Below are 22567 nucleotides of genomic sequence, written 5' to 3'. Positions count from 1 at the left end.
TCCGTGGGTGGGGTGGCGGCGCGGGACCTGCGTGGGCGGGTACGGGCGCCCGCACCAGGCCAGGATGCGGGCTGCGGCGGTACGACGGTCAGCGACGCGCCGCGCGTGGAGCGCCACGGAGCGCCGCGCCCACGAGGACGCCCACGACGACGACCCGCACCGCCGGGTGTGCGGCGAGCAGCACCGCGCCACCTAGGAACGCCGGGAGAACGAGTCGACACGGGGCGGTCGCCGCTGACCGCCGGCCCGAAGGCGAACTCGGCCCCGAAGGGGCTACTTCCCCGGTTGCTCGGAGGCCTTGTCGTCCCCCTGGGCCGGCCCGGACTCCGCACCGGGATGGGGTGCGGGCGGCAACAGGTCGTGCAGTGCCTCGTACCGCTGCGCGCAGGCCGTCTGCGCGATGGCCTGCGAGACGGCTTCGGCCAGCGGCCCCGTGGACTCGCGCAGCAGCCGACGCGCCTTGTCCGTGAGGGCCACCTCGATACCGCGCCGGTCGCCGCACGCCGAGCGCCGTGTGATCAGTCCCGCGTGCTGCAGACAGGCCACCTGATAGGTCAGCCGTGTCTTGGGGCGGCCCAGTAGTTCGGCGATCTGGGTCATCCGCAGGCTGGACCCGGGCTGGTCGGCCAGCAGGCACAGCACCAGGAACTCGTCGTGCGAGACGTCGAGGGTGTCCTTGACGCGGGCACGCAGCTGCTGCTCGATCGCCCCGGCCGCCGCCAGTAGGCGCATCCAGGCCCGCAGCGGGGTGGGCAGCAGCTCACCGTCGCCCGACGGCTCATGTTCGGGCAGGTCAGTGGGGGCGGAAGGGTCGGCCATAGTGTCCAAGTCTACCGGTTGTCCAAATTTGAAGAAGCGGCTAGCGTGGAGTCATCCAAATTTGGATAACCACGTTGTCCCCACAGTCCCCGTGTGCCGCGCGCCCCTGTGTGTCGCGCGCCCCTGTGTGTCGCGCACCCCTGCGCACCGCCCGTAACCGTCTGGAGAACTCACATGACCGTCGCCGTCGAAACCGGCCTCTGGCAGCTCGACCCCGCCCGTACCGTCGTCGCCATCCAGCACAAGACGATGTGGGGCATGGTCAACGTGAAGGGCACCTTCACCGGAGTCGCCGGAGAGGGTGAGGTACAGCCCGACGGGACCGCCCGCGGCACCATCACCCTGGACGTCGCGTCCCTGGACACCAAGAACGCCAAGCGGGACAAGCACCTCCGCTCGGCCGACCTCTTCGACGCCGACCGCCACCCCGCGATCACCTTCGCCGTCCGCGACGCCACCCTCGGTCAGGACGACACGGTGGAGATCAATGGGCAGCTGACCGTGCGCGGCATCAGCCGGCCGCAGCCCGTCACCGGCCGGGTGACCGGGGCGAGCGCCGACACCGTCACGCTCACCGCGGAGTTCACCGTGGACCGCGACCAGTTCGACATGGGCTGGAACCAGATGGGCATGATCCGCGGCCTGACGACGGTCACCAGCACGCTCGTCTTCACCCGCGCCAAGGCCTGAGCCGACGCGGCGCCGGGGCCCTGCGGCCCTACCGGCCCCGGCGTACGCGCTCAGCGCACCTTGCCGTGAAAGGCCGGGTGGGCGTCGAGCCGATGTACGTAATCCCGGAGTCGACCGTACGGAGAGAGGGATTCCGTCGGGCCGAGCTGGGTCAGGGCCACCCAGAGGTCGACGTCCGCGGCCGTCAGCTTGTCGCCCAACACGTAGGCGCCCGCGACGAGTTGGCGGTCCAGTGCCTCGAGTGTCGTCGTGCGCGCCTGCGGTGGTGCGGTGGGGGTGACGTCCCGGTCGAGGAGTTCGCGCAAGGCGTCGATGTCCGCGACGAGGGCCGATGGGTGCAGCCGGGGGAGGCGGGCGTCGTCCCGGCAGGTCGGCAGTCCGGCGAGGTCGCGCAGGATGTCGGGCGTGTGGTTGCTCACGATCCGCCCGCTCCAACGGTCGCACAGCGCGGGCGCGATGAGCGGACCGTCGTAGTGGTGCCAGGTGGCCTCGTACGCGCCGCGCAGTGCGGCGAACGCGCCGGGTGTCTCGGCGGGAAGCGTCAGCAGCGTGGTGGCGACCGAGTCGTGGAGACCGAGCAGCTCCAGGGTGATCGAGATGCGCAGCGAACGCGGACAGCCCTCGCAGAGGTACAGCTGATAGCGGTGCGGCGCCGGGTAGAAACCGCCGGCCAGGCCCACGCCGATGCGGCTGTTGATGCGGTGGGGGCGAGGGGCCCCGAGCGAAGCTGTCTTGGGCATGACTCTCCAGGGAACGTCGAAGCCCCGCGGCCGGCAGGGCGGCGGTGGCGGAACGGAGTGACTGCGCTGACGTACGGACCGGTCCGGATCGTGGGACATGCCGGACTCGACGGACGGACCGTGTGGACTAGTAGGCGCTGGAGACCCGCTGCAGATCGATGTGCAGGCGCCTGGTCAGACCGTTCGTGCTCCTCCTGGCCATTCCCATCGCTCCCGTGTCCGGGGCTCGCGAGAGGCGAGACCACGCTTGTCCCGCCGCTCCGGCGGGACCCGGTCGTCACCCGGGGCACCCCGTCGCGGTGGAAGGGTTGCCTGTCAGCGGGCCGGGGCCGATAACCGCGTCGAACGGGAGAACCCCGCACGACGGGCGCTGACAATCGTGACCGTCCCTGTCAGTCTCGGTGTGGTCCGCGAAGCCGTCAAGAAGGCATATGCGCGGTCTCACGACGTGGTCATTCCGGCCGGTGCGCGTTGACATTCGTTTGGGGCCGTGTCTAACTTACGCCGCATCGGGCCGGATCGATTCCGGTACGTGTGAGGCCCAACGAGGCGGAATGGTGACGGTGAACGCGATGTACGCAGCTGACGGGACGACCGCTCCGCGGCGCCACGGCTGCTCCGCCGCCGCACTGTGTTGTACCGCCCGCGGCGCCCGCTGTCTCTGTCAGGGCTGACCGCTTCCGCCTTCCGCGGCGTTGAACGTCCGCATGGCTCAACCTCCCTCGCCCGCCGCCTTGTCGGCGCTCCGTCGGTGAGCCTCCCCCTCCGTACCCCCTGACATCCGTCTGCCCCCGCGCACCGCCGTCGTACGGGCCGCGGCGGCGGTGTGTCCGCATTCGTTGGAGCCCTCCATGAGTGAATCCCTGGGCTCCGCCGTGCCGTTGAGCACGACGGAGCCCCGCCTCACCGCGACCCAGCGCGTACTGCCCCTGCGCCACCCCGGCCGCTGGATCGCCTCGGCCATCGTGCTCGTCGTGGTCGCACAGATCGTCCACGGGCTGGCGACCAACCCCTTCTTCCAGTGGGACCGGTTCCAGTACTGGTTCCTGCGCCCCACGATCCTCGACGGTCTGCTCATCACCCTCGAAGTGACCGTCTACAGCGCCGTGTTGGGCCTGCTCGGCGGCATCCTGCTCGCACTGGCCAGACTCTCCAGGAGCCCCGTACTGCGCGCGGTGAGCTGGGTCTACATCTGGCTGTTCCGCTCGGTGCCGCTCATCGTCGTCCTGCTCTTCCTCTACAACTTCAGCGCGCTCTACAAGACGCTGAGCCTCGGCGTCCCCTTCGGCCCCGCCTTCCTCACCTTCGACGAGTCCCGGCTCGCCACCGACATGGTCGTCGCGGTCGTCGGACTGAGCCTCAACGAGGCGGCGTACGCGGCGGAAGTGGTCCGCGGCGGCATCCTCTCCGTCGACCAGGGCCAGCACGAAGCGGCCTCAGCACTCGGTCTGCCCAAGGGCTACCAGTTCACGAGGATCGTGTTCCCGCAGGCACTGCGCTCCATCACCCCCAACTACGTCAACTAGTTGATCGGCCTGATCAAGGGAACCTCGCTGGTTTTCTACGTCTCGCTGCTCGACCTCTTCGGCTCGGTGCAGAGCATGGGCTCCACCTACCCCGGCGACATCGTGCCGCTGCTGCTGGTCGCCACCGCCTGGTATCTGATCCTCACGAGCGTCGTGTCCGTCATCCAGTTCTACGTCGAGCGGTACTACTCGCGGGGCGCGCTGCGCTCCCTCCCGCCGACCCCGTTGCAGAAGGTCCGCACCGGTCTGCGTGACCTGCGGGCGCGGATCCGCAAGGAGGCGGCGATATGACCGACGAGACGCTCGCGATCCGGCCGGCCGCCGTCGAGGTGCGCGATGTGCACAAGTGGTACGGCACCCAACGCGTGCTGAACGGAGTGGAGTTGACCGTACCGCCGGGTGAGGTCACCGTGATCCTCGGCCCGTCCGGCTCCGGCAAGTCCACCCTCCTCAGGGTGATCAACCACCTGGAGAAGCCCGAGATCGGCCATGTCAGCCTGAACGGCGAGCTCATCGGCGTACGCAGGCACGGCGAGCGAAGCGAGATGGGGGTCCCCCCGGCCGAAGGCTGGGGGAGGCTGAAGGAGCTGACCGAGCGGGCGATCCTGGCCCAGCGCGGCCGGATCGGGTTCGTCTTCCAGAACTTCAACCTGTTCCCGCATCTGACGGTGCTGGACAACGTGGCGGCCGCGCCGGTGGCGACCCGACGGCTGAAGCGGCCCGAGGCCAGGGAGCTCGCACGCACCCTCCTCGACCGTGTGGGTCTGGCCGACAAGGCGGGCGCCTATCCACGCCAGTTGTCGGGCGGTCAGCAGCAGCGGGTCGCCATCGCCCGCGCCCTCGCGCTGCGGCCCGGGGTCATCCTCTTCGACGAACCCACCTCCGCCCTCGACCCCGAGCTGGTCGGCGAGGTGCTGGCCGTCATCAAGGACCTGGCGACCAGCGGCACCACTCTGGTCATCGTGACCCACGAGATCGGCTTCGCCCGTGAGGTGGCCGACCGGGTCGTCTTCCTCGACGAGGGCCGGGTGGTGGAACAGGGCTCGCCCACCGAGGTGCTGGACCACCCCGTACACGAGCGGACCAGGGACTTCCTGAGCAAGGTCCTCTGAACCTCCTGCACCCTCCGTGCCTTCGTCCCGCGCGCCTTCACCCACCTCACCTTCACCCACCTCACCTTCACCCACCTCACCTTCACTCACGAACATCGGACAAGGACAGCCATGCGCACCCTCACCCTCCGCAGCAGACTCCTCCGTGGCCTCACCGCCTCCACCGCCGTCGCCACCCTCGCCGCCGGTCTCGCCGCGTGCGGGGGTGAGAGCGACGCCGCCACCACCTCCGGCAGCGCGGCCTCCGGCACCGTCACCGTCGGCGCGCTCTCCAACGGCGCCGCACGGCAGACCGACCTCAAGGTGTCCGAGGTCAAGTCCATCAGCGCCGAACTGCCCAAGTCGGTCGCCAAGAGCGGCAAGCTGGTCATCGGCGTCGGCGCGCTGCCCGCCGGGTTCCCGCCGCTGGCGTACGTGGGCCAGGACCAGAAGACCCTCACCGGTGCCGAACCCGACCTCGGCCGACTGGTCGCCGCCGTCCTCGGACTGAAGCCGGAGGTGAAGAACTCGACCTGGGAGAACCTGTTCGTCGGCATCGACAGCGGCAAGGTCGACGTCGCTTTCACGAACGTCACGGACACCGAGGAACGCAAGAAGAAGTACGAGTTCGCCTCCTACCGGCAGGACAACCTCGCCTTCGAGGTGCCGAAGAAGAGCACCTGGAACTTCGCCGGCGACTACGAGAACCTGGCCGGCCGGACCGTCTCCGTGGGCGCCGGAACCAACCAGGAGAAGCTCCTGCTGGAGTGGAAGGCGAAGCTCGCGAAGGAGGGCAAGAAGCTCACCGTCAAGTACTTCCAGGACAACAACAGCGTCTATCTGGCGCTGTCCAGCGGGAAGATCGACGCCTACTTCGGACCCAACCCCGGTATCTCGTACCACATCACCCAGACGGCGAAGACGCCCAACCCGACCCGCAACGCGGGCAAGTTCTCCGGCGCGGGCGCGACGCTCCAGGGGCTGATCGCGGCCACCGCGAAGAAGGACAGCGGGCTGGCCAAGCCGGTCGCCGACGCGATCAACCACCTCATCAAGAACGGTCAGTACGCCAAGTGGCTCGCCGCCTGGAACCTCTCCAACGAGGCCGTCAGCACCTCGCAGATCAACCCGCCCGGCCTGCCGCTCGACAACTCCTGACCGCGCCCCGGAGGTCCGACACCACCATGTCCACCGTTGCCCGACCTGCTCCGCCGCAGAGCCCTGCGGCGCCCCACATCCTGGACAACGCCGCCTGGGCCGCGCTGACCGGCCCGCACGCCCACCTCGCCGAGCGCGTCGGCCGCGCCGCCCGCTACCCCCTGGACGTCTCCCCGTTCACCGCCCTCGCCGACCCGGCCGACCCACGCGCCTGGGACGACCTCGCCGCACTCGTCGGCCCCGGCACCGTCACCCCCGTGACCGGCGCGAAGTCGGTGCCCGAGGGCTGGGAGACGGTGCAGCACGGCCGGGGCGTACAACTGGTCGACACCGCGCTGCGCGCCGAGCCCGCCCCCGACGCGGTGCGGCTCGGGCCGGACGACGTGCCCGAGATCCTGGACCTGATCGCCCTGACCGAGCCGGGGCCCTTCCTGCCCCGCACGGTCGAACTCGGCACCTACCTCGGCATCCGGCACCGCGGCCGGCTCATCGCCCTGGCCGGCGAGCGAAGCGAGATGGGGGTCCCCCCGGCCGGAGGCTGGGGGAGGCTGCGCCCGCCCGGCTGGACCGAGATCAGCGCGGTCTGCACCGCCCCGGACCACCGCGGCAAGGGCCTGGCCACGCGACTGGTCCGCGCCGTCGCCGCAGGCATCAGGGAGCGCGGCGACACCCCCTTCCTGCACGCCTCCGCGACCAACACCGGCGCGATCCGGCTCTACGAGTCGATCGGCTTCACCCTGCGCCGCCGCTCGGAGTTCCTCCTCGTCCGAACTCCGGGCGCCGAGCAGGAACAGACGGCGTAGGCGGGCCGTTGTGTTGAAGGGATGCACGATGTCGGCGCGGCCACGGGCCCGCCGGGACGCAAGAGCGGAGGTGAGCGACGTGCGAGTCGGGTCCGATCTTCGCGTCATGGTGCTCACCCCGCGCCGCCGTGTACGTCTTTACTCCCGGCCGCACATCGATCTGCAGCGCGTGGCCGGCGCGCTCTGTCGTCCCTGACCTGTCACCCCGCCGCCCCGCCCTCCGCGTAGAGGGCCGCGCTCTCGTACGGTCGACCAGGAAGGCACCCCCTCCGTGTCCGCATCATCTTCGCTGCCCGATTCCTCCCCCTCGTCCCCCCTTCTTCACCTCGCCGTCGCGCTCGACGGCGCCGGCTGGCACCCGGCCGCCTGGCGCGAGCCGGTGGCCCGCCCTCACGAACTGCTCACCGCCGGGTACTGGACGGACCTGGTCACCGAGGCCGAGCGCGGTCTCCTCGACTTCGTGACCATCGAGGACGCCCTCGGGCTCCAGTCCTCGCGCCTCACCGAGCCCGACGACCGCACCGACCAGGTCCGCGGGCGCCTGGACGCCGTCCTGATCGCCGCCCGCGTCGCCCCGCTGACCAGCCACATAGGACTGGTCCCGACAGCCGTGGTCACCCACACCGAGCCCTTCCACCTCTCCAAGGCGATCGCCACGCTCGACTACGTGAGCACGGGGCGTGCGGGCGTACGGGTGCAGGTGTCGGCCCGCACCCACGAGGCCGCGTACTTCGGCCGCCGTACGTTCCCGCCGCTGCGCATCGAGGACTTCGACAGCCCGGCCGTACGGGAGCTGACGACCGACCTCTTCGACGAGGCCGCGGACTACGTGGAAGCGGTGCGCCGGCTCTGGGACAGCTGGGAGGACGACGCGGAGATCCGTGACGTCGCCACCGGCCGTTTCCTCGACCGCGACAAACTGCACTACATCGACTTCGAGGGCAAGCACTTCAGCGTCAAGGGCCCCTCGATCACCCCCCGCCCACCGCAGGGCCAGCCGATCGTCAGCGCCCTGGCCCACGCGACCATCCCCTACCGGCTGGTGGCCCGGGCCGTCGACCTCGGTTACGTGACCCCGCATGACACCGACCAGGCCCGTGCCGTAGTCGAGGAGATCCGCGGCGAGCGGGCGGCGGCCGGCCGCACCGGCGAACCCCTGCACCTCTTCGGCGACCTCGTGGTGTTCCTGGACGACGACCCGGCCGCCGCCGCGGCCCGCCGTGAGCGCCTCGACGCCCTCGCCGGCTACCCCTACACCAGCGACGCGCGGATCTTCACCGGCACGCCCGCGCAACTGGCCGATCTGCTCCAGGAGTTGGGGGATGCAGGGCTGTCGGGGTTCCGGTTGCGTCCCGCCGTCGTCGGCCACGACCTGCCCGCGATCACCCGGGGCCTCGTGCCCGAACTCCAGCGCCGGGGCGTCTTCCGGCAGTCCTACGAGGCCGACACCCTGCGCGGGCTGCTCGGGCTCTCCCGCCCCGCCAACCGCTACGCCGCCACCGCCTGAGCCGGAGGGACCCACTCATGAGCAGCACGTCACAGGACAAGCCCCGCAAGCAGATCCACCTCGCGGCGCACTTCCCCGGCGTCAACAACACCACCGTGTGGAGCGACCCCGAGGCCGGCAGCCACATCGAGTTCAGCTCCTTCGCCCACTTCGCGCGCACCGCCGAGCGCGCCAAGTTCGACTTCCTGTTCCTCGCCGAGGGACTGCGACTGCGCGAACAAGGCGGCAAGATCTACGACTTGGACGTCGTCGGCCGCCCCGACACCTTCACGATCCTCACCGCGCTCGCCGCCGTCACCGAACACCTCGGCCTGACCGGCACCATCAACTCCACCTTCAACGAGCCCTACGAAGTGGCCCGTCAGTTCGCCAGCCTCGACCACCTCTCCGACGGCCGCGCCGCCTGGAACGTGGTCACCTCCTGGGACGCCTTCACCGGCGAGAACTTCCGCCGCGGCGGCTTCCTCCCGCAGGAGGAGCGCTACTCCCGGGCCAAGGAGTTCCTGACCACGGCGAACGAGCTCTTCGACTCCTGGCACGGGGACGAGATCGTCGCCGACCAGCGGACCGGCACCTTCCTCCGCGACGCGAAGGCCGGAGCCTTCGTGCACCAGGGCCAACACTTCGACATCCAGGGACAGTTCAACGTCCCGCGCAGCCCGCAGGGACGCCCGGTCGCCTTCCAGGCCGGAGACTCCGAGGAGGGGCGCGAGTTCGCCGCCTCCGGCGCCGACGCGATCTTCAGCCGGTACGCCACCCTCAAGGAGGGCCAGGCGTTCTACAAGGACGTCAAGGGACGCCTCGCCCGCTACGGCCGTACGCGCGACCAACTGCTGATCCTGCCCGCCGCGACCTTCGTCCTCGGCGACACGGACGCCGAGGCGCAGGAGATCTCCCGCGAGGTGCGCCGCCAGCAGGTCAGCGGCGCCACCGCGATCAAGCACCTGGAGTTCGTCTGGAACCGCGACCTGTCCGCGTACGACCCGGACGGCCCGCTGCCCGACATCGACCCGGACCTCGGCGAGCACACCATCGCCCGGGGCCGCGCCCAGGTACGGATGTACCGGGACCCGCTGGCCACCGCCCGGGAGTGGCGCGAGCTCGCGGCCGCCAACAAGTGGTCCATCCGCGATCTGGTCATCGAGACCGGCAACCGGCAGACCTTCGTCGGCTCCCCGGCCACCGTCGCCGAGACCATCGACTCCTTCGTGCAGGCCGACGCCAGTGACGGCTTCATCCTCGTCCCGCACATCACCCCCGGCGGCCTCGACACCTTCGCCGACACGGTGGTCCCGCTGCTCCAGGAGCGCGGGGTGTACCGCACGGAGTACGAGGGCACGACCCTGCGCGACCACCTCGGCCTCGCCCACCCGGACACCGTGCGCGACGAGCGAGCGGCGTCATGAAATTCCTGGCCATCACCCTGATCGTGCACCGGCCCGACCCGATCACCGGGGTACGGAAGCCCACGCACGACCGCTTCCGCGAGGTCCTCGACAACGCGCAGCTCGCCGAGGAGTTGGGCTTCGACGGCTTCGGCGTGGGGGAGCGGCACGAGCGGCCGTTCATCTCCTCCTCACCGCCCGTCGTGCTCAGCCACGTCGCCGCGCTCACCAAGCGCATCCGCCTGTTCACGGCCGTGACGACGCTCAGCCTTCTCGACCCGGTACGCGCGTACGAGGACTACGCGACCCTCGACCACCTCTCCGACGGTCGCCTGGACCTGATCATCGGCAAGGGCAACGGGGCCGCCCAGCGCGACCTCTTCGACGTCACCCCCGAGGACCAGTGGGACCGCAACGCCGAGAGCTACGAGGTGTTCCGCACGATCTGGCGCCAGGACAAGGTGACCGCCGAGACCCGCTTCCGCCCGGGACTCAAGGACGCGGAGGTGTGGCCCCGGCCGTACCAGCAGCCGATCCGGGTCTGGCACGGCAGCGCGACCAGCAAGGAGTCGGTCGACCTGGCCGCCCGCTACGGCGACCCCCTCTTCTCCGCCAACGTCACCAACCCCATAGAGCCCTACGCCGAGTTGATCCGCTACTACCGCGAGCGCTGGGAGCACTACGGCCACGACCCGGCCGACATCGCGGTGGGCGCGGGCACGGCGGGCCTCTACGTGGCCCGTACGTCGCAGGAGGCGCTGACCGCGTACCGCCCGGTGTTCGAGGGGAACCTGGCCTTCCAGAAGAGCCTCGGCCTGGAGCCCGTCTTCCCCACCCTGGAGGACTTCGTCGAGCGCAGCTCGGCCCTCATCGGCAGCCCCCAGCAGATCATCGACAAGGTGCACCGCTACCACGAGCGGTTCGGGCACACGGTGCTGCATCTGCACGCGGACGCGAGCGGTCTCGGCGACGCCCAGCACCGCGACTCCCTTGAGCGTTTCCAGTCGGAGGTCGCACCGGTGCTGCGCCGCGAGATCCCCGATCCACCGTTTTCGTGGGGCCCGGTCCGCGCGGAGCCCGCGTCCGTCCCCGCCGACCGCTGAGGAGCCCCGCCCCATGTCCGACATCCCCCTGGGTGTCCTCGACCTCGTCCCGATCTCCTCGGGCTCCACCGCGACCGAGGCCCTGCGCAACTCCGTCGACCTGGCCCGGCAGGCGGAGCGGTTCGGGTACGCCCGCTACTGGTTCGCCGAGCACCACCTCAACCCGGGAGTCGCCGGCACCTCACCCGCGGTGGTCCTCGCCCTGACCGCCTCCGCCACCTCCACCATCAGGCTCGGTTCGGGCGCCGTACAGCTCGGGCACCGCACCGCGCTCTCCACGGTCGAGGAGTTCGGTCTGATCGACGCCCTGCACCCCGGCCGCCTCGACCTGGGCCTCGGCCGCTCCGGCGGGCGCCCGCCGGGAGGGCCCACCGCCCCGCTGCCGACCGCGACCCCCGTGGTCGACGGCCGCGCCCCGGGCGGTCTCCGCATCCCGCCCCGCTTCTCCTTCGAGTATCTGCTCGGCTCACCCCGCGTCGCCCTCCAGCGCAGGCTGCTCCAACAGCCGCACGCCCGGTCGCAGGACTACGGCGAGCAGATCGACGACATCCTCGCGCTGCTCGCGGGGACGTACCGGTCGGCGGACGGCGTCGAGGCGCATGTCGTCCCGGGCGAGGGCGCGGACGTACAGGTGTGGATCCTGGGCAGCAGCGGTGGGGAGAGCGCCACGGTCGCCGGCCGCAACGGGCTGCGGTTCGCGGCGAACTACCACGTCAGTCCGGCCACGGTGCTGGAGGCGGCGGAGGGCTACCGCGCCGCCTTCCAGCCGTCCGACGTCCTCGACAAGCCGTACGTCAGCGTGTCCGCGGACGTGGTCGTCGCCGAGGACGACGACACCGCGCGCGAACTCGCCACCGGCTACGGCCTCTGGGTCCGCAGCATCCGCACCGCCGAGGGCGCCATCGAGTTCCCGACGCCGAAGGAGGCCCGCGCCCATGTGTGGAGCGACGAGGACAGGGCGCTGGTCGCGGATCGCGTCGAGACCCAGTTCGTGGGCTCCCCGGGACACGTCGCCGACCAGTTGGAACAGCTCCAGGAGGCCACCGGGGCCGACGAGTTGCTGATCACGACCATCACCCACGGCCATGCGGACCGGGTGCGTTCGTACGAACTGCTGGCCGAGGAGTGGCGACGCAGGTGACCGCATCCGGGTGACGGGGGTGTCGCAGCCATCCGAGCCCACCGGCGGCTGCGGTGGGCTCGGACATGGCCGATGCGTGGGCGGTGCGCGGGCAGTGCCCGGATTCAGTTCAGGTGAAGTAGTAGTAATGGGGCGACAGTCGGATGCCGGAGCGGGTCGTCGCGTACACCGTGAGGTAGTGGTAGCCGTCCGCGGCCGGGGTCCGCGGCCGGGACACCTACGCCGTCAGCGCGCCGCTCGCGGTGGAAGCGGTCCACCGCGTCCTCACCGGCCGGACCCGCATGGTCGGAGTCGCCTCCGCCGGTGAAATCTTCGACGCGCCCGACTTCCTCCGCGCGCTGTCCCCGCACATCTCCTTCGAACTGCTCCGGCAGCGGACGGCCTCCTGACCGTCGGAGTGGGCGTTGGGGCCAACGCCCACGCACGCGCTGTCCTCGCTCCAAGGGTGAGGCCCGTGACACGGGCCGCCGCCCAGCTCATCGGGGAGCCGAGTCGTGGCCGTGCGGGCTTTCGGATCTCCCCCCATGCTGGAAGTGAGGGGGTGAGGCCACGGAGGAGGTGGTGAGGATGCAGACCGTTGTGGATCTCACGCGCTGCCAGGGTTATGCGCAGTGCGTGTTCCTCGCGCCGGAGGTGTTCGAGCTGCACGGCGAGGAGGGGCTGCTGTACGCCACCGCCGTCCCGGACGACCAGGTCGAGCGCGTGCGTCAGGCCGCGGCGGCATGCCCGGTCCAGGCCATCCTCCTCGGCGCGGAGGTGAGCGCCGGTGCCCGGTGATGTGCGCGACGGCCGCATCGTGATCGTCGGCGCGTCGCTGGCCGGGCTGAGGGCCGCGGAGACGCTGCGCGAGCAGGGCTTCACCGGCTCACTCACCGTGGTGGGGGACGAGCCCCATCCGCCCTACGACCGCCCACCCCTGTCCAAGCAGGTACTGCTCGGCAAGACGCCGGCAAACTCCACGGCGCTGCCGATGCGCCGGGACCCGGACGCCGACTGGCGGCTGGGTGTGGCCGCCACCGGTCTGGACCCCCTGGAGAAACGGGTGACGTTGGCCGATGGCGAGTCGCTGCCGTTCGACCGGTTGCTGATCGCCACCGGGACCCGGGCGCGCCCCTGGCCCAACCCGGACGAGGCCTCCCTGGACGGGGTGTTCACCCTGCGCACCAGTGTCGAGGCCGGGGAGCTGGCCGAGCGGCTGGGTGCCGGGCCGGGGCGGGTGCTGGTGATCGGTGCCGGTTTCACCGGTTCGGAGATCGCCTCCGCGTGCCGGGAGCGGGGAATCGAGGTCACGGTCGCGGAACGCGGCCCCGCACCCCTGGTGGGCGCGCTGGGCGGCACCCTGGCTCAACTCGCGGCGGCCATGCACCGCAATCACGGCGTGGACCTGCGCACCGGGGTGACGGTCACCGCTCTGCGCGGGGACGGGAACGGCCGGTTCATCGGTGCGGGCCTGTCCGACGGCAGTCGTGTCGAGGCGGATGTGTGCGTGGTGGCGTTGGGGGCGGTCCGCAACGTCGAGTGGCTGGCGGAGTCCGGGCTGGCGGCGGGTCCGCGCGGGATCGCCTGCGACGCCGGGTGCCGGGCCTTCAACATGTACGGCATCGTCACCGACGACGTCTTCGTGGCCGGTGACGTCTCCCGGTTCCCGCACCCGCTGTTCGGGTACCAGATGCTCTCGCTGGAGCACTGGGGCAACGCGGTCGCGCAGGCCGAGGTGGCGGCCCACAACATGGTCAGTCCGGGGCCCCTGAGGCGCCCGCACCTCGCCGTCCCGACGTTCTGGTCGACCCAGTTCGGGCTCAACATCAAGTCGGTGGGCGTGCCCACCTACTCCGACCATGTGGTCATCGCCCAGGGCTCTCTGGAGGCGCGCCGTCTGGCGGTGGTCTACGGCTACCGGGGACGGGTCACCGCCGCGGTCACCGTCGACATGGCCAAGTCGCTCGACTACTACAAGCACCTGATCGAGACGGCCGCTCCGTTCCCGCCCCCGCCCGGCGCGGCGGACCGCGCGATCGCGGCCGACGTCACGATTCCGTCCGACGTGCCCGACCCGAGCGTGCTGTCGCACGGCCCCACCGTGGCGCTCACCGGTTATCTGCCCGATCGACGACTGACGGTGGTGCAGCCCACGCGCTGACCCACGTCCCGCCCGACGACGAGGAGCCACCATGGCCTCCGAGACCTTGCTGGCACGGATCTCCGACTACGCGAACCGCCCCGACCCCTACCCGCTGTACGCGGAACTCCGCGAGGCCGGTCCCGTGGTGTGGCAGGCGGACGGCAGTTGTCTGATCGGCACCTACCACGAAATCGCCGCTCTGCTCCATGACCCGCGGATGAGCGCCGATCCGCGCAGCCGTACCAGCCCGGCGCCGTCCGAGGAGCCGGGGCGGCTGCCGTTCCTGCGGCTCGACGACCCCGAGCACCACAGACAGCGCACCCTGACCATGCGGCCGTTCGGGCCGCCGCACAGCCCCGGCCGGGTCGACGCCATGCGCGGCGAGATCGCCCGCATCACCGACGAACTGATCGAGGGGCTCCAGGACCGCGAGCAGATCGACATCGTCGACGACTTCGCCTACCCCCTGCCCATCACCGTCATCTGCCGGCTGATGGGCGTCCCGCGCGAGGACGAGTCTCTGTTCCAGGCATGGACCGACGCGATCGTCGCGTCCGCCGACATCGGGCCCGACGAGGACACCACCGAACGGGACAAGGCGGGCCTGCAGGCCCGCCAGGAGATGGGCCGCTACCTGGTCAACCTCGCCGAACAGCGCCGCGGCCGTCCCACCGGCGACATGCTCTCCGACCTCATCAACGAACCGGACCCCGCCCTGCGGCTCTCCGTCGAGGAACTGGCGGAGAACACCATCCTGTTGTTCATCGCCGGACACGAGACCACGGTCAACCTGATCACCAATGGCGTCCTCACCCTGCTGCGCCGCCCCGACGAGCTGGACCGGCTGCGCCGCGACCCCGGCCTGCTGCCGCGCGCGGTGGAGGAACTGCTGCGCTTCGAACCCCCGGTCCACATGCGCGAGAGGTCCCCTCTCGCCGACATCGACGTCGCCGGCACCACGATCCCCCAGGGCACCTCCGTCGTACTGGCGCTGGCCTCGGGCAGCCGCGACCCCAAGCGGTTCCACGAGCCCGACCGCTTCGACCCCACCCGCCCCGACAACGAGCACTTCGGCTTCGGCAGCGGTATCCATCTCTGCTACGGCGCACCACTCGCCCGCATCGAAGCGGAGACCGCGCTCGGCGCGCTGCTCCCCCGCCTCGCCACGGCCCGCCTGGTCCAGGACCCGCCCCCCTATCGGCAGAACGCGATGCTCCGCGGCCCCCGCCATCTGTCCGTCCAACTGCCGACGGGGTAGATGAGGTCAGCTGACGTCGAGGTAGTCCCGTAGGGACTGGGAGCGGGAGGGGTGGCGCAGCTTGGACATCGTCTTGGACTCGATCTGACGGATGCGCTCGCGTGTCACCCCGTACACCTGCCCGATCTCCTCCAGGGTCCTGGCCTGCCCGTCGATCAGGCCGTAGCGCAGCGAGATGATGCCGGCCTCGCGTGCGGTCATGTTCGCGAGGACGGCCTGGATGGCGTCCTTGAGGAGGAGGAAGGTGACCATGTCCGAGGGGGAGATGGTCTCACTGTCCTCCAGGATGTCACCGAGTTCCGTGCCACCGTCCTCGCCCAGCGGGGTGTGGAGCGAGACGGGCTGTTTGCTGTAGCCCTCGATCTCGGTGATCTTCTCGACGGAGACGTCCAGCTTGTCGGCGAGTTGTTCCGGTGTCGGCTCGGCGCCGGTGTCCTGGAGTATTTCCCGGCGGACCTTGGCCATGCGGTTGATGACCTCGACCATGTGGACGGGAATGCGGATGGTCCGGCTCTGGTCGGCCAGAGCCCGTGAGATCGCCTGCCGGATCCACCAGGTCGCATAGGTCGAGAACTTGAACCCTTTGGTGTAGTCGAATTTCTCCACCGCACGGATCAGTCCCGTGTTTCCCTCCTGGATCAGGTCCAGGAACAACATTCCGCGCCTGCTGTACCGCTTGGCGATGGAGACGACCAGGCGCAGGTTCGCCTCGACGAGATGGGATTTCGCCACGTGCCCGTCCGCTGCGAGGATCTCCAGTTCCTGTCGGAACTCCGGGCCGAGGCGCGGCTCCTCCGTGAGCCTCCGCTCGGCGAACAGACCCGCCTCTATCCGCTTCGCCAGCTCCACCTCCTTCTCGGCGTCGAGGAGGGAGACCCGGGCGATCTGCTTGAGGTAGTCACGTACTTGATCGACCGAGGCACCGCCGGAGGTGAGCCGGGGGCTGGGCGCGTCGTCGTCCTCTTCCATGGCGGCAACGGGCGGCTCCGCATCCCACGCCTGGGCATCCGTCTCCATGGCGCTCAACTCCTCTCCAGAAGCGGTCGGAGGAACTGCCCGGTGCGGGAAGGGTTCTACCTTTGGTGCGTTTCTGCAGTTCGGAGGCGAGCTTGACGCGTTGTGCCTCGCCGCCGGAGAGCGTCGTGGCGGGCCGGCCGAGTTTCACATGGTCCAGAACGCCTACGACGGACCTGTCCTTGAAGTGTACGTCCAGGGTCTCCCGGTTGTACTGCGCTCCGTGACAGACCTCACACGGCACGTAGACGTCAGGGGCCGCCCGGCGTCGTGCGCCGTGATCGCGGTGAAGTACTCGGCGCCGCGATGGAGGTCGACGCCGAACTCGGCGTGCCGGACGAGGAGAAGTCGCTGTCCGAGGGCGCCGTCGCGCCGGGGCAGGTCATCCGCTCCGGGAACCGCACCTCACGTTCCGGGCCGGAGGCGTCGAGAACCACGGAGTCGACGCAGACGGAATGCGATGCGGCGTAGCACCGCCGGCCTGTGCGGTTGCCGAGTCGTCATCAACTGTTCCTCGTCGGGCGCACCTGGCTCGAGCGGTATGCGGGGACCTCGTGCCGGGCGGGACCACCGGCGGGAACCCGCATGGGCGACGGGCACGGGCGACGGGCTGACGTGTCGGCGTCGCCGCCGCGGCATCACGCTTCGACGAGCTCGCGGACGCTGTCCTGCGCCTGCGCCTGCTCCGGGGCCTGCTCCTGCTCCTGCTCCTGCACGGGGTGGCGGTGGCGGTACAGCCAGGTGATGTCACGGCCGAACGACCAGACCAGCGAGGCGAGCGCGAGGAGCACCGCGGCGGCGTTGCCCTCCAGGGGCATGATCCCGGCGCCCGCGACGAGCAGCACGATCCCCTGCAGGGCCGCCACGGTCTTGCGCGCCATGCTGTGCGGCAGCGCGGCGTTCAGCCAGGGCAGCACCCGGGCCGCCGCCACGAACGCGTAGCGCATGGTGCCGATCAGCAGCACCCAGGGGCCGAGCGACATCGAGACGTACACGCTCAGCACCAGGATCAGGAACGCGTCGACCTCCATGTCGAAGCGGGCGCCCAGCGCGGTCGAGGTGCCGGTGCGGCGGGCGACCTTGCCGTCCACGCCGTCGAGGATCAGGGCGACCGCCGTGAGACCGACGAGCAGGCTGACCGGGGGCGAGCTCTCGAAGGAGTCCGCGACGAGGGCGGTGACCCCGCCGACGAGGATGGCCCGGCCGAGTGTCACCCGATTGGCCGGTCCGAAGGAGCGGGGCCGTGAGCGGCGCAGGGCGCGGGTCAGCACCGCCCAGGTGGCGATCGCGAAGGCCAGACCGGTCAGCCAGCCCGCGGGCCCCATCCCGATCGCCGTGCCCAGCAGAGCCAGCACCAGGAGCTGCAGACCCGCTCCCACCGTGGTCTCCTGCGCCAAGAGCCTCGCGTCGTACGTGTTGTTCAGGGCCACCGCACATCCTCCGGCCGTATGACAGAGTCGATCAACGCCGCGTACAGTGCGCGGCTTGTCACCGGTCCGTACGTGAAGATCTGCTGAATCGTTCAGGGGGATGCTCATGGAACTCACAGCTCGCGCCTTTTGGCTGAGCTCGCCCGGCCACGCCGAGATACGCGAGGTGGCCCTCCCTGCGCCGGCCGAGGGGGAGGTGCTGGTGCGCACGCTCTACTCGGGGGTGAGCCGGGGCACCGAGACCCTCGTCTTCCGTGGCGGCGTACCGGAAAGCCAGCATGCCTCGATGCGTGCACCGTTCCAGGACGGGGATTTCCCCGCGCCGGTGAAATACGGCTATTTGAGCGTCGGCCAGGTAGAGGAAGGCCCGGCGGGTCTGCGCGGCCGGACCGTCTTCTGCCTGTACCCGCACCAGACGCGGTACGTCGTCCCGGTGAGTGCCGTGACCGTAGTACCGGACTCCGTCCCCGCCCCGCGCGCCGTGCTCGCCGGGACCGTGGAGACAGCGGTGAACGCGCTGTGGGACGCGGCCCCGCTGGTCGGTGACCGGATCGCCGTGGTGGGCGGCGGCATGGTCGGCTGCTCCGTCGCCGCGCTCCTCGCCCGCTTCCCGGGCGTACGCGTCCAGCTCGTCGACGCCGACCCCGCGCGCGCCGACATCGCCCGCGCCCTGGGCGTCGATTTCGCACTCCCCGCGGACGCCGCCGACGAGTGCGACCTCGTCGTGCACGCCAGCGCCACCGAGGCCGGGCTCACCCGGTCGCTGGAGCTGCTCGCCCACGAGGGCACCGTCCTGGAGATGAGCTGGTACGGCGACCGGCGGGTCAGCCTGCCGCTGGGCGAGGCCTTCCACTCACGGCGCCTGGTCGTGCGCAGCAGCCAGGTCGGTTCCGTTTCTCCGGCGCGGCGCGCCAGTCGGACGTACGCCGATCGGCTGGCGCTCGCCCTGGAACTGCTCGCCGAGCCCGCCTTCGACGCGCTCGTCACCGGTGAGTGCGGCTTCGACGAACTGCCCGACGTGATGCCGAAGTTGGCCTCCGGATCGATACCCGGCATGTGCCATCGCGTTGTCTACGAAGGCGTTTGAGCACTGAACAACCTGCCTGACCTCCAAAGACTGCAAAGAAAGGGGAACGGGCGGCTGAACAAGGAGAACGGGGCAGCCGTACTACACGGCATGGTCCCGGCAGGGGACCAGACGTGCCGCACCTGGAGGGTCGTCCGTTGTTCAGCATCACCGTCCGCGATCACCTGATGATCGCCCACAGCTTCCGTGGCGAGGTCTTCGGGCCCGCGCAACGTCTGCACGGGGCGACGTTCCTGGTGGACGCCACGTTTCGCCGGGCCGAGCTGGACGACGACAACATCGTCGTCGACATCGGTCTGGCCACGCAGGAACTCGGCGCCGTCGTGAGCGCGCTGAACTACCGCAACCTCGACAACGAGCCGGACTTCAAGAACACCAACACCTCGACGGAGTTCCTGGCCAAGGTCATCGCCGACCGCCTCGCCGAGCGCGTGCACGCCGGGGGTCTGGGCGAGGGCGCCCACGGCCTCGCGGGCATCACGGTCACCCTGCACGAGTCGCACATCGCCTGGGCGAGTTACGAGCGTGCGCTGTGACCGACACGACCATGGACCAGACGTCCCCGAACAGCCACCAGGCTTCCCTGAACTACGTGCCCGTACAGCACACGGCTCTCAAGAACGCCGAGATCATCCCCATGTCCCTGCGCTCCGTGCACTTCGTGATGCCGGGCGGTGTCGACGACCCGTCCGCGCCCAGCGGCGGCAACGCCTACGACCGGCGGCTCTGCCTGGACCTGCCCGGCTTCGGCTGGCAGGTCCACAAGCACGCCGTGGCGGGCAGCTGGCCCCGGCCGTCGGCCTCCGCCCGTACGGAGCTGGCCCGCACGCTCAGTGAGTTCCCGGACGACACGGTCGTCCTGCTCGACGGACTCGTCGCCTGCGGCGTCCCCGAGATCATCGTCCCGGAGGCCGAACGGCTGCGTCTCGCCGTCCTGGTGCACCTGCCGCTCGGTGACGAGACGGGGCTCGCGCCCGCCGTGGCCGCCGAGCTGGACGCCAAGGAACGGGAGACGCTGCGGGCCGTGTCCGCCGTCGTCGCCACCAGCGACTGGGCCGTCCGCCGGCTGGTCGCCCACCACGGGCTCGCCCCCGAACGGGTGCACGTGGCCGCCCCCGGCGCCGACATCTCGCCCCTTGCCTCCGGCACGGACGGCGTCTCCCGGCTGCTGTGTGTCGCCGCGGTCACCCCGCGCAAGGGCCAGCACCGGCTGATCGAGGCCCTCGCCACCGTCACCGACCTGCCCTGGAGCTGCGTCTGCGTGGGCGGACTCACCCAGGACCCGGCGTACGTCGCCCAGCTGCGCGGCCTGATCGAGAAGTACGGGCTCGGCGACCGGCTGCACCTCGCCGGACCGCAGGCGGGCGCGGAACTCGACGCGAGCTACGCGGCGGCCGACCTCATGGTCCTCACCTCGTACGCCGAGACGTACGGCATGGCCGTCACCGAGGCGCTCGCGCGCGGGATCCCGGTGCTGGCGACCGATGTCGGCGGTCTGCCCGAAGCGGTCGGGCGCGCGCCCGACGGAGGCGTCCCCGGCATCCTCGTACCCCCGGAGAACCCGGCGGCGCTCGCCGTGGAACTGCGCGGCTGGTTCGGTGAGGCCGATGTGCGCCGTCGGCTGAAGGCGGCCGCGCGCGGCCGCCGGGCCGCGCTGGACGGCTGGGCGACCACCGCCCGCAGCCTGGCCGGTGTGCTGGGACGTCTTCCGCAGCGGCCTCGGAGGGCGGCATGAGCATGACTACGACTCCGTCGGGAGTTCCGGAACAGGGTGTGTCGGAGGTGGGCGTGCAGGGTGGTGTGTCCGGGGTTCCGGGGCAGCGTGTGAGTGCGCCCGACGACGACGTGCCCCGCTACGCCCCCCAGTGGCTTCAGCTGCGGGAGCCGGCGGACGCCGCCGCACGGGCGCCCGAACTGCTCGACCCGCTGCGCATCCGGCTGGCGAACCGGCCGGGCCGCGGCGGCGACCTGGTGATCCACGACCTCGGCTGCGGCACCGGCTCCATGGGCCGCTGGCTCGCCCCCCGGCTCGACGGTGCCCAGCACTGGGTCCTGCACGACCGGGACCCGTATCTGCTGCACTTCGCGACCGTGGGCGCGCCGAGCGCGGCCGCCGACGGCAGCCGGGTCACGGTCACCACCCAGCGCGGTGACATCGGCCGGCTGACCGCGGACGCGCTCACCGGGGCCTCACTGGTGACGGCCTCCGCCCTGCTCGACGTACTGACCCGCGAGGAGATCGACCGGCTCGCGGCGGCCTGCGCGGGCGCCGGAGTGCCGGCTCTGCTGACGCTCTCCGTCGTGGGGCGCGTCGAGTTCACGCCTGCCGATCCGCTGGACGCCGAGATCGCCGAGGCGTTCAACGCCCACCAGCGGCGCGGCGACCTGCTCGGACCTGACGCGATCACGGTGGCCTGCGAGGCCTTCGACCGGCACGGCGCGACGGTACGGGTGCATCCGAGCCCCTGGCGGCTCGGCGCCGACGAGGCCGAACTCACGGCGGAGTGGCTGCGCGGCTGGGTCGGCGCGGCCGTCGAGGAGCGGCCCGCGCTGGCGGCCCGAGCGGAGTCGTATCTGGAGTCCCGCCTGGCGGCCTGCGCCGCGGGTGAGCTGCGTGTACGGGTCCACCACAGCGACGTACTGGCGCTCCCGCACCCGACAGGTGGTGCGGTGTGAGTACCGGGGTGGAGACGGCGGAGCCGGTCGCCGTGGACGCGGCGGAGGCGGTGTCGGACCCGGGCATGCCGGAGCTCCACCGTTCCGGCCCCGCCGTGGAAGCCGACCCGACCACCACCCGACGCAAGGGGGGCTCCCTCCGCAAGCACATCGGGTCCGTCGCCGGTGTCCTCATCCTCGGTGTGCTGCTCTGGCGGCTCGGTACCGGTGTCTTCCTCGACGGGCTGCGGCGGGTCGACGGACCGACCCTGCTGGCGGGGCTGGGGCTGGGCCTGCTGACCACCGTGTTCAGCGCCTGGCGCTGGTGCCTGGTGGCGCGCGGGCTGCGCATCCGGCTGCCGCTGGGCGACGCCGTCGCGGACTACTACCGCGCGCTGTTCCTGAACGCGGCGCTGCCCGGCGGTGTCCTCGGCGACGTGCACCGCGCCGTACGGCACGGCCAGAGCGCCGGTGACGTCGGCCGCGGCGTACGCGCCGTGGTCCTCGAACGGACCGCGGGCCAGGCGGTCCTGGTGGCCGTCGGCGCGGTGGTCCTGCTCACCCTGCCGTCACCGGTCCTCGGGGACGCCCGCCAACTCGCCCTCGTCCTGGCGATCGTCTCGGTGTGCGGAGTCGTCACGGCGGCCGTGGTCCGCAAGGGCAGGGCGTCGTCCGGTCCGTCGCGGCGCTACGGAGCCGTCCGTGCCGCGCTGACCGAGGCGCGCGGCGCGCTGCTCGCCCGCGGCAACTGGCCGGGCGTGCTCATCTCGTCGGTCGTGGTGCTGGCGGGACATCTGGCGATGTTCCTGCTCGCCGCCCGCGTCGCCGGATCCCACGCCTCCGCCACCGTACTGCTGCCGCTCGCCCTGCTGGCCCTGCTCGCCATGGGCCTGCCGCTGAACATCGGCGGCTGGGGCCCCAGGGAAGGCGTCATGGCCTGGGCCTTCGGTGCCGCCGGGCTGGGCGCCGGCATGGGCCTGAGCGTCGCGGTGATCTACGGAGTGCTCAGCTTCGCCGCCGCCCTGCCCGGCGTCGCGG

General features: G+C 71.1%; 22 protein-coding genes, 5 pseudogenes and 1 riboswitch. Of the genes and pseudogenes, 21 read left to right on the top strand and 6 right to left on the bottom strand.

What is annotated here, in order from left to right; translation table 11 throughout:
- Nucleotides 1-64: 64 nt before the first annotated feature.
- Nucleotides 65-196, top strand: coding sequence for a hypothetical protein (locus tag OG568_RS10940; protein WP_329531312.1), 132 nt, complete (start codon nt 65-67; stop codon nt 194-196).
- Nucleotides 197-273: 77 nt separating this feature from the next.
- Here OG568_RS10940 and OG568_RS10935 read toward each other — a convergent pair whose 3' ends face one another.
- Entirely contained in the window at nt 274-819 is a 546-nt protein-coding gene (locus OG568_RS10935) for a MarR family winged helix-turn-helix transcriptional regulator (RefSeq protein WP_329531311.1), read from the bottom strand.
- 174 nt (nt 820-993) lie between these two features.
- Here OG568_RS10935 and OG568_RS10930 point away from each other — a divergent pair, with 174 nt between their 5' ends.
- Nucleotides 994-1509 (top strand): YceI family protein, encoded by a 516-nt coding sequence (locus tag OG568_RS10930; protein WP_329531310.1) that lies wholly within the window; start codon nt 994-996, stop codon nt 1507-1509.
- A 50-nt stretch (nt 1510-1559) separates the two neighbouring features.
- Here the strand turns inward: OG568_RS10930 and OG568_RS10925 are convergent, their stop codons facing one another.
- Both OG568_RS10925 and OG568_RS61415 read right to left on the bottom strand, forming a co-directional pair.
- Entirely contained in the window at nt 1560-2249 is a 690-nt protein-coding gene (locus OG568_RS10925) for a glutathione S-transferase C-terminal domain-containing protein (protein WP_329531309.1), read from the bottom strand.
- A 127-nt stretch (nt 2250-2376) separates the two neighbouring features.
- Entirely contained in the window at nt 2377-2451 is a 75-nt protein-coding gene (locus OG568_RS61415; RefSeq protein WP_351299548.1) for a putative leader peptide, read from the bottom strand.
- Between the two features lie 36 nt (nt 2452-2487).
- Nucleotides 2488-2634: riboswitch (SAM riboswitch) on the bottom strand.
- Nucleotides 2635-3100: 466 nt separating this feature from the next.
- On the opposite strand from OG568_RS61415, the pseudogene OG568_RS10920 reads away from it, so the two are divergent.
- From OG568_RS10920 to OG568_RS10865, 13 genes and pseudogenes are all read left to right on the top strand, one after another.
- Nucleotides 3101-4066 (top strand): annotated as a pseudogene (locus OG568_RS10920) (amino acid ABC transporter permease).
- Nucleotides 4063-4887 carry an amino acid ABC transporter ATP-binding protein gene (locus OG568_RS10915; RefSeq protein WP_329531308.1) on the top strand — a complete coding sequence of 275 codons (825 nt, stop codon included), beginning with the start codon at nt 4063-4065 and terminating at the stop codon, nt 4885-4887. Before OG568_RS10920 ends, OG568_RS10915 begins: the two are co-directional and overlap by 4 nt.
- Before the next feature lie 111 nt (nt 4888-4998).
- Nucleotides 4999-6024, top strand: coding sequence for an ABC transporter substrate-binding protein (locus OG568_RS10910; protein WP_329531307.1), 1026 nt, complete (start codon nt 4999-5001; stop codon nt 6022-6024).
- Nucleotides 6025-6050: 26 nt separating this feature from the next.
- Nucleotides 6051-6827: a GNAT family N-acetyltransferase gene (locus OG568_RS10905; RefSeq protein ID WP_329531306.1), complete on the top strand. Its 777-nt coding sequence runs from the start codon at nt 6051-6053 to the stop codon at nt 6825-6827.
- Between the two features lie 28 nt (nt 6828-6855).
- Nucleotides 6856-7023: a putative leader peptide gene (locus OG568_RS61410; protein ID WP_443077608.1), complete on the top strand. Its 168-nt coding sequence runs from the start codon at nt 6856-6858 to the stop codon at nt 7021-7023.
- Between the two features lie 75 nt (nt 7024-7098).
- Entirely contained in the window at nt 7099-8334 is a 1236-nt protein-coding gene (locus OG568_RS10900) for an LLM class flavin-dependent oxidoreductase (RefSeq protein WP_329531305.1), read from the top strand.
- A 17-nt stretch (nt 8335-8351) separates the two neighbouring features.
- Nucleotides 8352-9740: an NtaA/DmoA family FMN-dependent monooxygenase gene (locus OG568_RS10895; RefSeq protein ID WP_329531304.1), complete on the top strand. Its 1389-nt coding sequence runs from the start codon at nt 8352-8354 to the stop codon at nt 9738-9740.
- On the top strand, nt 9737-10822 hold the full coding sequence (locus OG568_RS10890) for an LLM class flavin-dependent oxidoreductase (RefSeq protein ID WP_329531303.1): 1086 nt from the start codon (nt 9737-9739) through the stop codon (nt 10820-10822). Before OG568_RS10895 ends, OG568_RS10890 begins: the two co-directional genes overlap by 4 nt.
- A 13-nt stretch (nt 10823-10835) precedes the next feature.
- Nucleotides 10836-11963, top strand: coding sequence for an MsnO8 family LLM class oxidoreductase (locus OG568_RS10885; protein ID WP_266428035.1), 1128 nt, complete (start codon nt 10836-10838; stop codon nt 11961-11963).
- Between the two features lie 194 nt (nt 11964-12157).
- A pseudogene (locus OG568_RS10880) lies at nt 12158-12352 on the top strand (saccharopine dehydrogenase); the annotation flags it as partial.
- A 178-nt stretch (nt 12353-12530) separates the two neighbouring features.
- Nucleotides 12531-12740, top strand: coding sequence for a ferredoxin (locus OG568_RS10875; protein WP_266428032.1), 210 nt, complete (start codon nt 12531-12533; stop codon nt 12738-12740).
- Nucleotides 12730-14103: an NAD(P)/FAD-dependent oxidoreductase gene (locus tag OG568_RS10870; protein WP_329531302.1), complete on the top strand. Its 1374-nt coding sequence runs from the start codon at nt 12730-12732 to the stop codon at nt 14101-14103. Before OG568_RS10875 ends, OG568_RS10870 begins: the two co-directional genes overlap by 11 nt.
- Before the next feature lie 31 nt (nt 14104-14134).
- On the top strand, nt 14135-15343 hold the full coding sequence (locus OG568_RS10865; RefSeq protein ID WP_266428026.1) for a cytochrome P450: 1209 nt from the start codon (nt 14135-14137) through the stop codon (nt 15341-15343).
- Between the two features lie 6 nt (nt 15344-15349).
- Here OG568_RS10865 and OG568_RS10860 read toward each other — a convergent pair.
- A pseudogene (locus OG568_RS10860) lies at nt 15350-16486 on the bottom strand (RNA polymerase sigma factor); the annotation flags it as partial.
- Nucleotides 16410-16613: pseudogene (locus tag OG568_RS10855) on the bottom strand (hypothetical protein); the annotation flags it as partial. The pseudogenes OG568_RS10860 and OG568_RS10855, both read right to left, overlap by 77 nt.
- A gap of 14 nt (nt 16614-16627) precedes the next feature.
- Here OG568_RS10855 and OG568_RS10850 point away from each other — a divergent pair.
- Nucleotides 16628-16828 (top strand): hypothetical protein, encoded by a 201-nt coding sequence (locus OG568_RS10850; RefSeq protein ID WP_329531301.1) that lies wholly within the window; start codon nt 16628-16630, stop codon nt 16826-16828.
- Between the two features lie 167 nt (nt 16829-16995).
- On the opposite strand, the gene OG568_RS10845 is transcribed toward OG568_RS10850, so the two are convergent.
- Nucleotides 16996-17787 carry a CDP-alcohol phosphatidyltransferase family protein gene (locus OG568_RS10845; RefSeq protein WP_329531300.1) on the bottom strand — a complete coding sequence of 264 codons (792 nt, stop codon included), beginning with the start codon at nt 17785-17787 and terminating at the stop codon, nt 16996-16998.
- A 106-nt stretch (nt 17788-17893) separates the two neighbouring features.
- Here OG568_RS10845 and OG568_RS10840 point away from each other — a divergent pair, with 106 nt between their 5' ends.
- From OG568_RS10840 to OG568_RS10820, 5 genes and pseudogenes are all read left to right on the top strand, one after another.
- Nucleotides 17894-18874 carry a zinc-dependent alcohol dehydrogenase gene (locus OG568_RS10840; protein WP_266631198.1) on the top strand — a complete coding sequence of 327 codons (981 nt, stop codon included), beginning with the start codon at nt 17894-17896 and terminating at the stop codon, nt 18872-18874.
- 137 nt (nt 18875-19011) lie between these two features.
- Nucleotides 19012-19410 carry a 6-pyruvoyl trahydropterin synthase family protein gene (locus OG568_RS10835; protein ID WP_266428011.1) on the top strand — a complete coding sequence of 133 codons (399 nt, stop codon included), beginning with the start codon at nt 19012-19014 and terminating at the stop codon, nt 19408-19410.
- Between the two features lie 11 nt (nt 19411-19421).
- Entirely contained in the window at nt 19422-20609 is a 1188-nt protein-coding gene (locus tag OG568_RS10830; RefSeq protein ID WP_443077860.1) for a glycosyltransferase family 4 protein, read from the top strand.
- The gene (locus tag OG568_RS10825; protein WP_329361942.1) at nt 20606-21550 is read left to right on the top strand and encodes a class I SAM-dependent methyltransferase; all 945 of its coding nucleotides are present in this window, start codon (nt 20606-20608) and stop codon (nt 21548-21550) included. The genes OG568_RS10830 and OG568_RS10825 overlap by 4 nt, the downstream gene beginning before the upstream one ends.
- A gap of 65 nt (nt 21551-21615) precedes the next feature.
- A pseudogene (locus OG568_RS10820) lies at nt 21616-22494 on the top strand (lysylphosphatidylglycerol synthase transmembrane domain-containing protein); the annotation flags it as partial.
- Between the last annotated feature and the right edge of the window lie 73 nt (nt 22495-22567).

Source organism: Streptomyces sp. NBC_01450 (assembly GCF_036227505.1).
Classification (GTDB): domain Bacteria; phylum Actinomycetota; class Actinomycetes; order Streptomycetales; family Streptomycetaceae; genus Streptomyces.
This window is presented reverse-complemented; position numbering and strand designations above follow the sequence as displayed.